Here is a 16,692-nt window from a genome sequence, read left to right on the forward strand (position 1 = left end):
TTTATTCGATATGACGGCGTGAATATTGGCTTAAAAGTTAAAAGCTGCTTATAAGTCCGATTTTTATCGGCTATAAATAGGCCGGCCGCCGCGGCCTCAACACCTCTTTTGGCCGCTGAGTAGCCGCGCACGTTGCTCGGCTACACTGTGCGAACGCTGCTGATAATTAATGACCCCGGACTCTAGCCGGGCTACAGGTGACCCATGACCTTGCTCACGACTACCCCACGCGCCGATGGTTTTCGCATGCCTGCCGAGTGGGAACCGCACAGTCAAACGTGGATGGTCTGGCCTGAGCGGCCAGACAACTGGCGCCTGGGCGGAAAGCCGGCTCAAGCCGCGTTTACGGCCGTAGCCAAGGCCATTGCCGAGTTTGAGCCGGTGACGGTAGGCGTTTCAGCCGGGCAGTACGAAAACGCCTGCGAACGCCTGATTCATCACAATATTCGTGTCATCGAACTCAGCACTGATGACGCCTGGGTACGTGACACCGGGCCGACCTTCGTCACCCACAACAGCGGTGAGGTGCGCGGCGTGGATTGGGCGTTCAACGCCTGGGGCGGCCTCAATGGCGGCCTGTATGCCAACTGGGTGCGCGACGATCAAGTGGCGCGCAAGATTCTGCAGATCGAAGGCTGTGCGCGTTATCGCACCGATGAGCTGATCCTCGAAGGCGGCTCGATCCATGTTGACGGCGAAGGCACCCTGATCACCACCGAGGAATGCCTGCTCAACCCCAACCGCAACCCGCACCTGACGCGTAAGCAGATTGAGCAGTACCTGGCCGAGCACCTGGCCATCGAAACCGTGATCTGGCTGCCAGACGGCCTCTTCAATGATGAAACCGACGGCCATGTCGATAATTTTTGCTGCTACGTGCGTCCCGGCGAAGTGCTGCTGGCCTGGACCGACGATGCAAGCGACCCCAACTATCCGCGCTGCCAGGCCGCTATGCGCGTGCTGGAAAGCACCCGTGATGCCAAAGGCCGTCAGCTGATCGTGCACAAAATGCCGATTCCCGGCCCGCTGCATGCCACCGATGCAGAGTGCGCCGGGGTCGACCTGGCTTCAGGCAGCCAAGAGCGCGATCCGTCGATCCGCTTGGCAGGCTCCTACGTCAACTTCCTGATCGTCAACGGCGGCATCATCGCCCCCAGCTTTGATGACCCGATGGACATCGAAGCAAAAACAATCCTGCAGCGCCTGTTTCCCAAGCACCGCGTAGTCATGGTGCCGGGCCGGGAGATTCTCTTGGGCGGCGGCAATATCCACTGCATCACCCAGCAGCAACCGGCACCGCAGCACGGCTGAACAACGTCGCCCGGCCAGCGCCGGGCTTTTAGCTGCAGCCTCTCAACCGGCGCTGAGTACGATCCAGCGCAAGCAAATTCCAGCGCCTAAGCGCGGGTGTTATTCTCGTGCTCATGAAATCAGCCCCGCCCAACGACAACAGTGCCCCGCACAGCCTTACGGATACCCACGCCATCATCCAGGCGTTGGCCGTTGGCAAAAATAAACGCGTGCGTAAATTGCTGGCGCGCATGCACCCCGGAAAAATTGCCGCGTTGCTCGAGTTGCTGGACAGCGAACAGCGCCTGACGCTTTGGCAGCAAATTGGCCCAGAGCTGGAAGAGCGCATCCTGCAGCATTTGAGCCCCAGCCTGAAAACCCAGTTAGTGGGTGATTCATCTGAGGCCAGTATGGCCGCTCATGAGGAAGCCAACAGCGCCCAAAGCAGCCAGTTAGAAGCTGCGCGTCAAGCCTTGGCTCAGGGCAAGCTGAAGCGCCTCGGTAAGTTACTGCACCGCATGCACCCGGCTAAAGTCGCAGGCCTGCTGGAGGCCATGCCGCCGGCAGAACGCTACCGCGCCTGGAGCATGGTGGAAACCGAACGTGCGGGTAAAGTTCTCACCTACCTGCATGACGAGATTCGCACCGCGCTGGCGCTGGAGCTTGATCCGGAAGACCTGATTGCCGCCACCGCAGACCTTGAGCTGGACGACCGCGTCGACCTGATCCAGGCGCTGCCTGCCGAGTTGGGCAACCAGTTGCTGCACGCCAGCAGTACCGCGCAGCGCCAGCAACTCGAATCGATGCTGTCTTATCCCGAGGACTCGGCCGGCGGCTTGATGAACGCCGACCCCATCCAAGTGCGGGCGGATGTTACCGCCAGCGCGGTGCTGCGTTACCTGCGTTTGCTGGAGCGCTTACCACCGCAAACCGACCTATTGATGGTGGTCGACCGCAAGGGCCATTACCAAGGTGCGCTGCGCCTGAGTGAACTGGTCACCGCCGAACTCGACCAGCGCGTCAGCGAACTGATGCACCGTGATATTGCCGGCATCCTCGTCACCACCAGTGGCAACCAAGTGGCCCAGCTGTTTCAGGACCACGATCTGCTCTCCGCGCCCGTGGTTGATGAACACAACCGGCTGCTTGGGCGTATCACCGTGGATGATGTGATCGACCTGATCCGTGAAGACTCCGACCGCGCCCTGATGCACATGGCCGGCTTAAACGATGAAGCGGATATTTTCGCCCCGGTATTGGTCAGCTCACGTCGCCGTGCCGTATGGCTGGGCATCAACCTGCTGACGGCATTCAGTGCCGCATGGGTGATTGGTCTGTTTCAAGCCACCCTTGAGCAACTGGTGGCCTTGGCTGTACTGATGCCGATTGTGGCCAGCATGGGCGGCATCGCTGGCAGTCAAACCCTGACGTTGGTGATCCGTGGCTTGGCATTGGGCCAAGTACAAAAAGGCAATATCCGCATCCTGCTTAACCGTGAGCTGGGTATCTCCATCCTCAACGGCCTGTTGTGGTCAGTGGTGATCGCCTTACTGTCGGTGTGGTGGTTCGGCAATTGGGGGATCGGTGCGGTGCTGGGCGCGGCGATTTTGCTCAACTTACTGTGCGCGGCGCTCGCGGGCTGGGCCATACCGCTGATACTGGATCGCATGGGTATCGACCCCGCCTTGGCCGGTAGCGTAATTTTGACCACGGTGACCGATGTTGTCGGCTTTTTCGCCTTCCTTGGCCTGGCCACCCTGCTGCTGCTTTAGCTGCTCGCGGCTGAAGGCGTCAGCGCATGCACCGCACACTGTGGGTCCAGGGTGCACAGCGCTTGGTATTGGCTGATAAACACTTGGCCGCCAAAATGCTCGAGAAAGTCTGAGCGCAACAAACGGTCCATGACTGGGCCTTTGACCTCAGCCAAGTGCAGTTGCACCTCGGCACTGCGCAGCTGCTCAGCGATGCCCTCTAGCGCATCGAGGGCGCTGGCATCAATCTGGTTGACCCCAGAGCACATCAGCACCAAATGCCGCACCTGCGGGCTTACCGCAATCAGCTCACCGATACGGGCTTCTAAGTAGCGTGCATTGGGGAAATACAGGCTTTCATCCACCCGCAATGACAACACGCTGGCGCTCTGCACCGTTTCATGACGCTGCACATTCCGGAAATGCTGGCTGCCCGGCACTTGCCCAACAACCGCCATGTGCGGCCGACTGGTGCGCCAGAGAAACAGCAACAACGACAGGCAGACACCGAGCATGATGCCAGCCTCCACCCCTTGCAGCAGCACGCCGAAAAAGGTCACTAATTGCGCACAGCCTTCAGCCCTTGAATAGCGCCAGGTGCGGCGCAAGCTCGCAATGTCCACCAAGCCGATCGCGGCAACTAAAATACTGGCCGCTAGGACCGCTTGCGGCAAATGTTGCAACACCGGCGCTAAGCCAAGCACCGCTGCCAGCATCAACCCCGCGGCAAAAATACCCACCAGCGGCGTCGCCACATTGCTTTGTCGGGCTACGGCAGAGCGGGAAAAACTCGCCGCCACCGGCATCCCGCCACTCAAGGCGGAGGCCAGATTAGCCGCGCCCTGGCCGAGCAGTTCCCGGTCAGGGCTGATCAACTGGCGCTTGCGCATGGCCAAGCTCTGGGCAATGGAGATGGACTCGACAAAGCCCACCAAGGCAATCAGCAGCGCGGCCGGCAGCAACTCACGCAGCAAGCCCAACTCGAGGGTTGGCAAGCCCAGCGTCGGCAAACCGACCGGCACTTGCCCCACCACTTTCACCCCATAGGCTTCCAGCTCTAGCAGCACACCTGTAGCCATGGCGACTAACATCACCAGTAAGGCGCTGAGTTGCTTCACTCGCAGCGCCCAGGCAGCGGGCACACGCAACAGGTGCACATTACGCAGCAGCACCAGCAGTACCAGGCTCAGCCCCCCAAGGAGCAGCGTAGGTCGGTGCGTCGCTGCAAGCTGGGCATACAGTGCCGGCAGCACCTGCGGCAGGGTTAAACCGTCGGCCGATACGCCGAGCAAATAGTGCAGCTGACTCACGGCAATCAGCACCGCAGCGCCACTGATAAACCCAGAGATGACCGGATGGCTAAGGAAGTTAGCAATAAAACCCAGCCGCAGCAGGCCCATCAGCAGCAGTAACGCACCCACCAGCAGGGTCAGCCCCACGGCAGCCGCGCTATAGGCGGCGGTGCCTGCAGCGGCGATTGGAGCCAACGCTGCAGCAGTCATCAACGACAAAACCGCCACCGGGCCAAACGACAAGGCCACGCCAGGACTTGCGCCGATCAGCGCATACACCGCCAGCGGCAGAATGCTCGCGTACAACCCCGCCACCGCCGGTAGCCCGGCTAACTGCGCGTACGCCAACGCCTGCGGCACCAGCAACAGACAGATCAAGCTGGCCGCCACAAGGTCACGACCGGCCTGAGCACGGTCGTATTCACGCAGGGTGTTCAGTAGCGGCCACTTATAAAGCATTCAACAGCACCTTGAGGTCACGCACGCTAGGGTCTTTTAGTCGGCCGTAAAGGGCCGGCGCGTCTATTCACCGAGCGTTACGGCAATATTTGCGCACGCGTACAGGCATCATCGTCGATAGCTGGGTGCACATGCACGCAATGGTGTGGGCGATGCTGCGGGCGTCGACTAAGCGCGGCACATAAACAGTGGTGCGCGTCCTAGCAGGGAAGCACGGGGTTGGATGAGTGATGCAAGGGGCGCGCATTGCTGAACACAACATCATTCAGCGGCGTGTGCAGCGGCGGGATCAACAAACGAGGTAAGTACGCGGTTTTCAGCTGCAACCTAGCCGGCCAAAAAGGCCGGCAGGATCGCCTTGGTTATGCCTTGGTTTTACAGCTGTTGATACCCAACAGCGTATAGACCGGGCAGAGTCGGAACAGACCGGTGGCCAGGGGTACAACGCCAATCGCGCCCCACACGCCAATCACGCCACTCAGGCCTAAGCCAATTAAAATAAGGCCAGCGGCAATGCGCAGGCTGCGGTCGAGGGTGCCAACATTTGCTTTCATCGTGATCTCCTGATCATCAATCACCCGCGCCGGCGTTCCAGCGCAGTAAACACAACCATGCCCAACAGCATCGCGGCCACAAACAGCGAGACCTGCCAGTGCCCGGTCAACAGCATCGCCACGGCCGGCCCGGGGCAGATGCCTGCAATGCCCCAGCCAGCACCAAACAGCAGACTGCCGCCAATCAGGCGTCGATCCAGCTGACGTTTACTGGGCAACTGCATCGGCGCACCGAGCAGGCTGGTGCGCTGCAACCGCGCCCAGCTAAAAGGCAAAAACGCCACGCCAATCGCGGCAGCCATCACCAACGCCAACGAGGGATCCCAGTTACCCGCCAAATCAAGAAAGGCCAACACTTTTGCCGGGTTGGCCATGCCGGCCAGCAGCAAGCCGATGCCAAAAATCAAACCGGCGAGAAACGCCATAAGCTTGCGCATATTCAACCCCCCAACAGATGACGTAAGACAAACACCGTGGCAAACCCCGCGGCCATAAACGTCAGGGTGGCGGCCAAGGAGCGCGGTGATAGCCGCGATAACCCGCAAACGCCATGACCGCTGGTGCAGCCCGAGCCATAACGGGTGCCGATGCCGACCAACAGGCCCGCCACACTCAGCGCCAACCAACCGCTGTTAATTTCAATTGCAGGCAAGTGGCTAAACAGCTGCCAGAGCAGCGGCGCGAGCAACACACCAAGCAGAAATAAGGCTTTTTCGCCAAGCCCTTCGCCACGCTCCAGCAAGCTGCCCAGCAGGCCACTAATCCCCGCGACGCGGCCGTTCATCAACGCGAACAGGCTTGCGGCCAAACCAATCAATGCCCCACCTGCTAGAGCAGTCCAGGGTGTGAAGTTGTACCAATCAATCGTCATCATTCGCACCCGCACAGAACAGTTGATAAAGCGTATTGATCACCGCTAGCGCCTCAGGACTGCTGATGCAGTAGAAAATCTGCTTACCCTCGCGACGGGTCTCGACCAAACCTTCACGGCGCAGCACTGCCAATTGTTGCGACAGCGTCGGCTGCTGGATGCCCAGCAAGCTCTCCAGCTCACTGACATTGCGCTCGCCCTGCGACAGCTGGCAGAGCAACAGCAAACGGTCTGGATTACTCAGGGCCTTGAGCAACTGCCCCGCTGCATCAGCATTGGCACGCAACTGGTTGATATCGAGTGGGGCGAGTTCTGGGTTCATGGCAGGCTATTCAATTAAGATAAAGACAATCTATTCTTTTATATAGTGAATAGCAAGCCACTGGCCATAACAACCGCTGTGCTGCAGCGCTCAAGCACTCGCTAAAAATGAGGGCCGGCGGCGGGCCTTATCACTACCAAGCGCCATGGCACGGCATAAAACAGCACGCAATAAAAAGCCCGCCGAAGCGGGCTTGGACCAACCAAAGCCAGTTTACGCAGCCGTTGCAGGGCGCAACGAGTAGGTTTTCAACTGTTCGGCGAACTCGCGCAGCGATTGGATGCCGCTGGCCTCCGCGTCACTGATCCAGTGCTTGATGGCTTCGAGCATGTCGTGGCCGTTGGCGCTGGTTTTCACCCAGATCTGCTGCAGGGCGAGGCGTTTCTCATAGATCACTTTGAGCGCCTGGCTCTGCTCCAGCATGCGCTGAATACGCAGTTGATGGCCTTCATCTAACAGGCTTGGCTCACGGGACAGCAAACGCTTGGCGCGGTGGAAATGATGGCGCACCGACGCGTCGGCCTTACTCAGCTCCTGCTGCACCAGCGGCGCGATAACCAACTTGCGGTACTGCGCCATGATCTGAAAGCGATTGTTAAGAATGGCCATGGCGGTATCCATGTCCAAGCTGCGCTTACCGGCTACCCGGTGAGCGATCGGTGCAACGCGCTGCACCTTGGCCAGGCCGAGCATGCTGAACAGCTTGATCCAGAACCAACCTATGTCGAACTCCCACTTCTTCACCGACAGCTTGGCGCTGTTGGGGTAGGTGTGGTGGTTGTTATGCAGCTCTTCACCGCCAATCAAAATGCCCCATGGCACCAGATTAGTCGCCGCATCACGGCATTCGAAGTTGCGGTAGCCGACCGCATGACCAAGGCCATTGATCACGCCGGCCGCCCACACCGGAATCCACATCATCTGGATCGCCCAGATGGTGATGCCTGCCGCGCCGAACAAGGCCAAATCGATGACGCCCATCAACGCAATACCGGCAATCGGAAAGCGCGAGTAGAGGTTGCGTTCAATCCAATCTTCCGGGCAGTTCTTACCGTAGATACGCAGGGTTTCCGGGTTCTTCGCCTCTTCAGCATAGAGTTCAGCGCCGGTACGTAGCACGGTGCTTAGGCCCTTAATCACCGGGCTGTGCGGGTCATCAACGGTTTCGCATTTGGCGTGGTGTTTGCGATGGATGGCGGTCCATGCGCGGGTGTTCTGCGCCGTGGTCAACCACAGCCAGAAGCGGAAGAAGTGTTTCAGCGCCGGGTGCAGCTCCAGCGCGCGGTGCGCCGAGTAGCGATGCAGATAAACCGTCACGCTGACGATGGTCACATGCGTCATCAGCAGGGTGACTGCAATCAACTGCCAGACCGACAGATCAAGAAAACCGTTGTACCACATGGTGTCGAGTGCCTCGTACAGAAGGAAAGACGCCGCCAGTCTATAGCACGCGCATTGCCATTATCCCTGACCCGGATCAGAAAACCAGTTGCTCTTTCGTACAAAGTGCCACAGCCCTTGTCAGCCCCCAGGGCGCCGCCCGTAACCACGGGGAGCTTACTTCCACCTGAGCACTGTACAAAGCGCTTAACGTTTGCCGTTTGATCTATTAGTTGATCCCTGCATTGTGGATACTGAACAACACGTGGCAGGGCTTACGCTAGGCTTGCTGCTGCGACACTTGAAACCATACAAAGCTTGCAGTGCATCACTGCCACAGCATGCGACGGAAGTAGGCTTAACTGATGCGCGTAATAATTCTTGAAGACGACAGTTGGATCGCCGATCTACTCAAGCAAATTGTGCTCAGCCTTCGTCCCAGCGCTCACGTGATTTGCCTGGAGAGCGTCAGCAGCGCCCTGCATGAATGGCAGCAATGCCCAGCGGATATAGTGATCGCCGATTGGAACCTGCCAGACGGTCCAGGCACCCGATTGCTCGAGCAAGTAAGGCGCGATAACAGCAGCATACCGCTGGTGATGATTACCGGTCGCTCCGACCGCGCCAGTGTTATGACTGTAAAAGCCTTGAAAATCAGCGCCTTTATTGGCAAACCCTTCCAGGCCGCGCAGGTTGCTTCCAAGCTAGACGCGCTGCTGCCGCCAGAAGGTGACGAGCAACCCGCACAGGCCGACAACATTCAAGATGACTTGTTGGCGCACCTGAGCAACCTGCCCAGCAATGAACTGCAATTGCCCCTCAATGCACAGGTGTGTGATCGCCTGATGCAAAGCTTTAACGGTGAGCAAATCGACCTGCGCGTGCTTGCCAGCGAGTGGCAACAAGAGCCCGCGCTCAGTCTCCGCTTGCTAGGTGTTGCCAATAGCAGTGCCTACAATACGGGAGGCAAACCCTGTTCAAACCTACTTGAAGCGCTGCAGAAACTAGGTGCGCGAAACGGCTTAAACCTGGCCATGGGCCTGGCTTTACGCCAGTGCGGCGCACTAAAGAACTCACTGCTGAGCATATTTGCCCAAGCGCATCTCGACAGCACCGAGCAATTAATTGAGCGCAGCACCCAACTCGCACGCCAATGCGCGATGGACCCCGCGCCCTTCCATAGCGCAGCCCTGCTGCACCGTATGGGCGAACTGTGCGTGCTCTATCAAGTGCAGTTATGGGAGGACAGCGGCCATCATTTTAACGAAAGCCAAGTGCTGCAGGCCCTCGACCAATTCAGCGCACCCTTTGCAGCCAGCATCAAGGCGCAATGGCACCTGCCGATGCAGTTGCGCGACCTGATAGGTGCCTGTCATGCCCTACCGAGCAGTAACGTCAAGCGCGAGAATATTCTGATGCGCCTAGCCGCATGTGAACTCAATAGCGCCGTCAATGACCCCGAGCAGGCGCGCCTGCGCAGACTGGCGGGCTTGGCCTAAATGCCGTTATTCATCTGCACAACCGTGATGGGGCTGATCGATGGATAAGCACACCAAACCCAGCGCCATCCGCTGGATTGTTGGCCTTGGCAGCTTGGGCCTAGCCGTCTTTTTCAGCCTGCTGGGCGGCTTTGCGCTTAAGCAGCAAGAAAGCCTCTGGGACCTGCAAATAGCCCAACAGCATGAACGGCAAATATTGGCCCTGCGTAACAGCCAGCAGGAGCTGCAGCAGCAAGCGCAGCTGCTCGCAGAAACAATCGCGGCAGACGCGTGGCTGGTTGAACTGGTGCGCCAGGCCTATGCCTTAGAGCAAGGCCAACAGCCGGACGAGCAACGCCTGAGCGCCATCCGTAGCCAGCTGCAAACTCGCCTCGCCCCACGTTGGCGCAACCTGCAAAGCGCGCGGCCTTTCGAGCTTTATGTGCATCTGGCTCCCCGCGCCAATGTGCTGCTAAGGGTCCATCAGCCGCAATGGTTTGCCGACGCCCCCGCCCTGCAACGGCGCATAGTGCTCGACAGCCTAAGTCACTCTTTGACCACCATCGGCCTAGTGGCTGATAAGCAAAGCCTGAGCATACGCGCCATCGTACCCCTGCATGTCGAGAGCCTCGCCGGCCGACTTAACGTCGGGGCGCTGGAGGTCAGCCTTATGATGCCGAGCGACCTGCAATCACTGGGTGACGAAATAAATGATGGCGTTGCCCTGCTGCTCAAACGCTCAACACACATGCCCGGCAGCAGTAGCGAGCACCTGCGCATGCCCGCAGCCGATGACGATGACTGGCAACTGGCGGGTACGCCCAACTTACACCTGCAAACCTGGCACACGCAGCAACGCCTGCCTGACCCCGAGGCGGGTAACACCTTCAAGCTGATGAGCGATGAGGGGCGCACCTACCTGCTTAACCAAATCCGTATGAGCGACTATCAGTCCGGTATAAGCGCTATCGACAGCGCCATACGCGTCCTGACGTGGCGTGATATCAGCGCGCTGGTCGACCAACACGTGCACGATCAGCGTTGGTTGATCATTAAATGGCTGCTGGCTTGGCTCGCCGCAGAGGCGCTGCTGCTAGTACTGCTGCAGGCCACTCGGCTTAGCAGCCAAAAGGTTATGCGCCGCCACCACGCGGAACTCGAAGACAGGCACCAGCAAACCGCAAACGCGAACCAGCTGCTTGGGCTGATCAGCGAGGTACAAGCGGCCTATATCAACCAGCACAATCAACGTGAGGCTTTTGACACACTGCTCAGGCGCATTCTTGAGGTCAGTGCCAGTCAGTTCGGTTTTATCGGTGAAATTTTGCGGGATGACGCAGACGCACCTTACCTGCGCACCTTTGCCATCAGCAATATCGCGTGGGATGCGGATACACGAGCCTTCTATGACACCCATGCCACGCAGGGTTTGGAGTTTCGTAACCTCGACAGCCTGTTCGGCCAGGTCATTCGCAGCGGTCAGCCACTGATCACAAACGATCCAGCCAACCACCCTAAACGCGCGGGCTTGCCACCGGGACATCCGCCACTACTGGCCTTCGCCGGCCTGCCGATTCGTGCAAAAGGCGAGCTACTGGGCATGCTCGGCTTGGCTAACCGCGAGGGTGGCTACGGCGACGACTTTACCGATCAGCTGCAGCCCCTGCTCACCACCTTGGGCCAGTTGCTCGAAGCACTGCGCCGTGACGGCCAACGGGAGCTGGCCCAGCAGCGCACCGAGCGTCAGCAAGCGGCTCTGCGTGCACTCAATGAAATTGCCGCGCTGCCTAACCCAGGCACTCAAGAGCAATTGCGCCAAGCCTTGCAACTGGGCGCGGCGTTCTTCGACATGCCAATCGGCATCATCAGCCAGATTGAGGCGCAGGCGTACCGTGTGATGGTGCACGTCTCACCACCAGACAGCCTGCAAGACGGACAGCGCTTTGCCTTGGGCGACACTTACTGCAGCATTGCCCTGCAAGGCAGTGATGTCTTTGCCATTGCGACCATGGGCGAAAGTGAACATGCCGCGCACCCTTGCTACCCATTATTCGCCTTAGAAAGCTATATCGGCACCAGCATCTGGGTCGCCGGTCAGTGCTTTGGCACAATTTGCTATGCCTCCAGCGAGGCACACCGCAGCGCCTTCGATGAGGCTGATAAAGAGTTCATGCGCCTTTTCGCACGCTGGGTCAGCGCCACCCTTGAACGCATGCAACAAGAAGAGAAAACGCGCGATGCGCGGCGCTATCTGCAGGCGGTGCTGGACTCGGCCACCGGCGTCTCCATTATCACCACCGACACGGCTGGCCTGATCACCCTGTTCAACGCTGGGGCAGAACGCCTGCTGGGTTACAGCAGTGCCGAGGTCATTGGCCAACACAACCCATCGCTGTTCCATTTGAGCGAAGAGCTACAAACCCGCAGCACTCAACTCAGCCAGCAACTCGGTACCGAGATCAGTGGGTTTGCGGTATTCACCACCAGACCAGCCCAAGGTGAGCCTGAAACCCGGCGATGGACCTACTGTCGCAAGAATGGCGAACAACGCATCGTCAACCTCACCGTCAGTGCCATGCGTGACAACCAGGGCCACATCACCGGCTACCTGGGCATCGCTAGCGACATTAACGACCTGCAACAAACCACCCGCGCCCTGCAAAAGAGTGAAAGTCGCTTCCGTGGCCTGGTGGCTAACCTGCCGGGAGCCGTATACCGCTGCCACAGCGATGCCGACTGGACCATGAGCTATTTAAGCGACGAAATTGAGGCGCTGTGTGGCTACCCAGCCAGTGACTTTATTAACAACCGCGTGCGCAGTTTCTCCAGCGTGGTGCACCCCGACGATCTGGCCAGTACCTTTGCCGCGGTAAGCGCCATCGAACGCCAAGAGGCCTTCGAGCTGACCTACCGCCTGCTGCACGCCGATGGCCACAGTGTGTGGATCAGGGAAAAGGGCCGCGGTGAATACAACAGTGCCGGCCAGCTGCAATGGATTTCGGGGTTTATCTGGGACATCAGCGACCGTAAATCCGTGGAAGACCAACTGCAACTCAGCCAACAACGCTTCAGCAACGCCTTTAGCATTGCCCCCCAAGGCATGGCGCTGGTGTCTTTAGACGGCAAGTGGATGGACGTCAACGAGCAGCTCTGTGTGATGCTCAGCTACAGCCGCGAACAGCTGCTGCGCACAGATTTCCAGCACATCACCCACCCCGATGACTTGGGTGCAGACCTGCAGTTCATCAAAGAGCTACTCGCCGGGAAAATCACCACCTACCAGATGGAAAAACGTTACCTGGACAGCCAGGGGCGAATTATCTGGGTCTTGCTCAGCGTGGCGCTGGTGCGGGATAGCAATAACCAACCCGTGCACTTCGTCTCACAGATTCAAGACTTCAGTGAGCGTATCGCCAATGAGATGGCCATCCGCGAACGTGAGGACTACCTGCGCACCCTGCTCGACAACGTGCTGGATGCGATCATCACCATCGACCAGCAGGGCAATATCGAAACCTTTAACCGTGCCGCTGAACGTATTTTCGGTTACAGCCATCAGGAGATCGTTGGCCAGAGCGTCACCCTGATGCTGCCAGAGCCGCAACGTTCAATGCGCAGCCCAGACATCATCCATTTTTTAAAAACCCGTATTCAGCGGATGCTCGGCAAGGATATCGAGATGACTGCCCTGCGTCGCGACGGCGAACCTTTCACCATCGAGCTGGCCGTTTCGCAAATCAGCTACCAAGGCGAACGGCGCTTTATTGCAGTGATCCGCGATATCGAAGAACGCAAACGCATTGAGCGGATGAAAAATGAGTTTATTTCAACCGTTAGTCACGAATTGCGTACCCCGCTGACCGCCATTGCCGGTGCCCTCGGCTTGGTCAATGGTGGCGTACTCGGCGCCGTGCCGAGCAACATGCAGCAGATGTTGCAGGTCGCTCAAGACAACAGCCAGCGCCTCAACCTGCTGATCAACGACCTGCTCGACATGGACAAGCTGGTGGCCGGCAAGATGTCTTTTGAGCTGCACAAAGAAGCACTGCAACCGCTGCTGGAGCAAGCGATTGCAGAAAACCAACCTTATGCCAGCCGCTATCAGGTGCAACTGCTGCTACAAGGCCCAGCCACCGACGCGTGTGTGCAGGTTGATAAACTGCGCTTGGCCCAGGTACTGGCCAACCTGCTGTCGAACGCGGCGAAGTTCTCGCCCCAAGGGCAGACCGTGGAAGTTTTTGTGACGCAACACGACGAACGTGTGCGGGTGAGCGTCCGCGACTACGGCAACGGCGTGCCGGAAAACTTCCAGACCCGCATTTTCAGCAAATTTTCACAGGCCGATGGCACCGATACCCGACATAAAGGCGGCACCGGCTTGGGCCTGGCCATCAGCAAAGAAATTATCGAGCGCATGCATGGTCACATTGGCTTTGACTCTACGGCCGGCAAAGGTGCGACATTCTGGTTCGAACTGACTAATCTGGCTGCAGAGGCGAAAGCCGAATCGCCATCACGCCCCTAGGACACAACTGGTATGCCTGAACTACAGCGAATCCTGCATGTGGAAGACGACCCTTCGATCCAAGCCGTAGCCAGGCTGGCACTTGAGGTCGTGGGCGGTTTTCAAGTGCTCAGTTGCGCCTCCGGGCAGGAAGCGCTGGACCACGTGCAAGATTTTGCCCCAGATTTTATCCTGCTGGACGTGATGATGCCGGGCATGGATGGGCCACAAACTTTGGCGCACATCGCCCGACTGATCGACATTAACCACGTGCCAGTGGCCTTTATGACGGCCAAGGTGCAACCCGCTGAAATCACCTATTACCGCAGCCTGGGGGCCCGTGACGTGATCATCAAACCTTTCGACCCCATGCAACTGGCCGCACAGGTGCGCAAAATCTGGAGCCAGGCCCATGAATAAGGGCAAGCCTGCTGCCGATCAGTTGCAACAGCACCTGCAACAGTTAAACAACGCATTTACCCTGCGCATGCAGCAAGAGTTACCCGCACTGGGGCAGCATGCCGAACGCCTGCTGCAAACTGTTGAACTGCACGAGCAGTTGCAGCACTTGCAAACCGTGCGCGACCAGCTGCATAAACTCGCCGGCGGCGCCGGCACCTTCGGCTTTAGCCGCCTCGGCCAGCGTGCCCGTGAGCTGGAGCAGCAGGCCGAGCACTGGCTGGCCATCCTGCAACAGGAACAACAAAGCCTGCAAGACTTCAGCCGCAGCCTGCAGCAACTGGCCACGCAAGCGTTGCAGCCTGACCCTGAGCAAGCGTCCTTGCCGCCGCCGGCAGCGCTGGGCAAAGCGTCTGAATGCGCGCGGCGTATTTATATCCTCGAAGATCAGTACGCCATCGGCGAAAACATGCGCCTGACGCTGAATAACTTCGGCTATCAGGCCGAACACTTCACCCGTATTGCCGAACTCGATAACGCCTTGCAACAGCAACTGCCGGATGCGCTGATCGTCGACGTTAACCTACCCGACGAAACGCTTACCGGCCTGGAATATGCCGCCAGCGTGCAACAGCGTCTGGATGAGCCATTACCGCTGCTGGTGACCTCCACCCAAGGCAACTTTGATACTCACCTAGAGGCTGTGCGCGTTGGCGCCTTGGGTTTTTTCACCAAACCGGTGGACATTCCCCAGCTGGAAAACCGCCTAGAGCGCTGCTTCGCCCAGCAACAAGGCGAACCTTACCGGGTGCTGGTCATTGATGATGACCGCGAATTGGCCAACCGTTTTAGCCTGATTTTGCGCGGCGCCAATATGCGGGTAGAGATGCTGCATGAGCCTGCCAACATCTTCAGCCATATGCGTGACTTCAACCCCGAAGTGGTTCTGCTGGACGTCAACATGCCCGGCTGCACCGGCCCTGAGCTGGCACAAATCATCCGCATGAACGATGACTGGCTGCGCGTACCGATCATCTACTTGTCAGCGGAAACCGACATCAACCGGCAACTGAGCGCCCTGATCAAAGCCGGGGATGACTTCGTCACTAAACCCATTTCCGATAACGCCCTCGTCGCCACCGTATTCTCCCGCGCCCAGCGCGCGCGCCTGCTGAGCAACGCGCTGTCGCGCGACAGCCTGACCGGCCTGCTTAAGCACGCCGATATTAAAGAGCAAGCGGCCGTTGAGCTGGAGCGCGCGCAGCGCAGCGGCAAACCAGCCAGCGTGGGCATGCTGGATATCGACTTTTTCAAAAAGGTTAACGACAACCATGGCCACGCCGCTGGCGATAACGTCATTCGCGCCCTGGCTAATCTGTTGCGCCAACGCTTGCGCCGTATCGACAGCCTGGGCCGTTACGGCGGTGAGGAGTTCCTCGTGGTGCTGCCCGACTGCACCGCCGAGCAAGCCTTGCGGGTGCTGGATGAAATCCGCCTGCGCTTCGCTGAATTAACCTTTATTGCCGGTGGCAGCGAGTTCTCGGTGACCCTAAGTGCGGGTATCGCATCAACCGAAACCCCCTCAACCGATGCCAGCGAGCTGCTGGATAAGGCCGACCAAGCACTCTATGCCGCTAAAAATGGCGGCCGTAATCAAGTCCGCTAGCCGCATTTATACGCCCTCTCAGCACACGCCCTCTGCGCCACTCCCATGCCGGCAAGACGTTCTTGCCGGCATGTGTTGCTGAACTGCGCGCGCCGCTCAAACTTTACAAATCATGTCGAAGGCGGAACTTCGCGTCTGATTGTTGTACAAACACTGTGCAAAACAATTAACCCTGTATCAGGAGATTCCTATGTTTGCTCAACTGACTACGACTTCCCAACGCCTCAAGCGCACGCTGATGCTGACCACTGCCGCCCTTACCTTCGCTGCACTGCCAGCCTTTGCCGCCGATCACGGCGCTAAGAAAGATATCGTCGACACCGCTGTCGCCGCCGGCCAGTTCAACACGCTGGTAACGGCTGTCACCGCAGCAGGCCTGGTTGAAACCCTCAAAGGTGAGGGCCCGTTCACTGTCTTCGCGCCCAATGATGCCGCCTTTGCCAAAATCCCTAAGGCTGACCTCGACGCCTTGCTTGCTGACAAAGAAAAGCTCTCCGCCGTGCTCACTTACCACGTCGTACCGGGCAAGATGATGGCCGCTGATCTGGCCGGTAAAACCGCGCTAAAAACTGTACAAGGTGGTGAACTCACGCTGGACACCAGCAACGGTGTCACCGTCGATGGCGCCTCGGTCATCAGTGCCGACATTGAGACCAGCAATGGTGTGATTCACGTGATCGATTCGGTTGTACTGCCGAAGTAACCACGCGGCTAAACACCCGCGCA

The 16,692-nt window shown here is 58.6% G+C and carries 13 protein-coding genes; 7 read left to right on the forward strand and 6 right to left on the reverse strand.

What is annotated here, in order from left to right:
* The first annotated feature begins 204 nt into the window (after window positions 1-204).
* Both aguA and mgtE read left to right on the forward strand, forming a co-directional pair.
* Window positions 205-1,311, forward strand: a complete 1,107-nt coding sequence (aguA, locus tag WF513_RS16300; protein WP_339080450.1) for an agmatine deiminase — start codon at window positions 205-207, stop codon at window positions 1,309-1,311.
* A gap of 113 nt (window positions 1,312-1,424) precedes the next feature.
* On the forward strand, window positions 1,425-3,062 hold the full coding sequence (gene mgtE / locus WF513_RS16305; protein WP_339080451.1) for a magnesium transporter: 1,638 nt from the start codon (window positions 1,425-1,427) through the stop codon (window positions 3,060-3,062).
* Here mgtE and sulP read toward each other — a convergent pair.
* From sulP to desA, 6 genes are all read right to left on the reverse strand, one after another.
* A complete protein-coding gene (gene sulP, locus WF513_RS16310; protein ID WP_339080452.1) occupies window positions 3,059-4,792 on the reverse strand; it encodes a sulfate permease in 1,734 nt (577 codons plus the stop codon). The two genes, mgtE and sulP, sit on opposite strands and share 4 nt — an antisense overlap.
* A 362-nt stretch (window positions 4,793-5,154) precedes the next feature.
* A complete protein-coding gene (locus tag WF513_RS16315; RefSeq protein ID WP_339080453.1) occupies window positions 5,155-5,346 on the reverse strand; it encodes a DUF2892 domain-containing protein in 192 nt (63 codons plus the stop codon).
* Between the two features lie 20 nt (window positions 5,347-5,366).
* Window positions 5,367-5,783, reverse strand: a complete 417-nt coding sequence (locus tag WF513_RS16320; protein ID WP_339080454.1) for a DUF6691 family protein — start codon at window positions 5,781-5,783, stop codon at window positions 5,367-5,369.
* 2 nt (window positions 5,784-5,785) lie between these two features.
* Window positions 5,786-6,217 carry a YeeE/YedE family protein gene (locus WF513_RS16325; protein WP_339080455.1) on the reverse strand — a complete coding sequence of 144 codons (432 nt, stop codon included), beginning with the start codon at window positions 6,215-6,217 and terminating at the stop codon, window positions 5,786-5,788.
* Window positions 6,207-6,539, reverse strand: coding sequence for a metalloregulator ArsR/SmtB family transcription factor (locus WF513_RS16330; RefSeq protein WP_339080456.1), 333 nt, complete (start codon window positions 6,537-6,539; stop codon window positions 6,207-6,209). The genes WF513_RS16325 and WF513_RS16330 overlap by 11 nt, the downstream gene beginning before the upstream one ends.
* 213 nt (window positions 6,540-6,752) lie before the next feature.
* Window positions 6,753-7,940, reverse strand: a complete 1,188-nt coding sequence (gene desA, locus WF513_RS16335; protein WP_339080457.1) for a delta-9 fatty acid desaturase DesA — start codon at window positions 7,938-7,940, stop codon at window positions 6,753-6,755.
* A gap of 344 nt (window positions 7,941-8,284) precedes the next feature.
* On the opposite strand from desA, the gene WF513_RS16340 reads away from it, so the two are divergent.
* From WF513_RS16340 to WF513_RS16360, 5 genes are all read left to right on the forward strand, one after another.
* On the forward strand, window positions 8,285-9,418 hold the full coding sequence (locus WF513_RS16340; protein ID WP_339080458.1) for an HDOD domain-containing protein: 1,134 nt from the start codon (window positions 8,285-8,287) through the stop codon (window positions 9,416-9,418).
* 40 nt (window positions 9,419-9,458) lie between these two features.
* Window positions 9,459-13,922 carry a PAS domain S-box protein gene (locus WF513_RS16345; RefSeq protein WP_339080459.1) on the forward strand — a complete coding sequence of 1,488 codons (4,464 nt, stop codon included), beginning with the start codon at window positions 9,459-9,461 and terminating at the stop codon, window positions 13,920-13,922.
* Between the two features lie 12 nt (window positions 13,923-13,934).
* The gene (locus tag WF513_RS16350) at window positions 13,935-14,321 is read left to right on the forward strand and encodes a response regulator (RefSeq protein ID WP_339080460.1); all 387 of its coding nucleotides are present in this window, start codon (window positions 13,935-13,937) and stop codon (window positions 14,319-14,321) included.
* A complete protein-coding gene (locus WF513_RS16355) occupies window positions 14,314-15,966 on the forward strand; it encodes a diguanylate cyclase (protein ID WP_339080461.1) in 1,653 nt (550 codons plus the stop codon). Before WF513_RS16350 ends, WF513_RS16355 begins: the two co-directional genes overlap by 8 nt.
* A 190-nt stretch (window positions 15,967-16,156) precedes the next feature.
* Complete coding sequence (locus WF513_RS16360; RefSeq protein ID WP_339080462.1) at window positions 16,157-16,669, forward strand: fasciclin domain-containing protein; 513 nt, start codon at window positions 16,157-16,159, stop codon at window positions 16,667-16,669.
* Window positions 16,670-16,692 lie beyond the last annotated feature (23 nt).

It is taken from the genome of Pseudomonas sp. TMP9 (assembly GCF_037943105.1).
Classification (GTDB): domain Bacteria; phylum Pseudomonadota; class Gammaproteobacteria; order Pseudomonadales; family Pseudomonadaceae; genus Aquipseudomonas.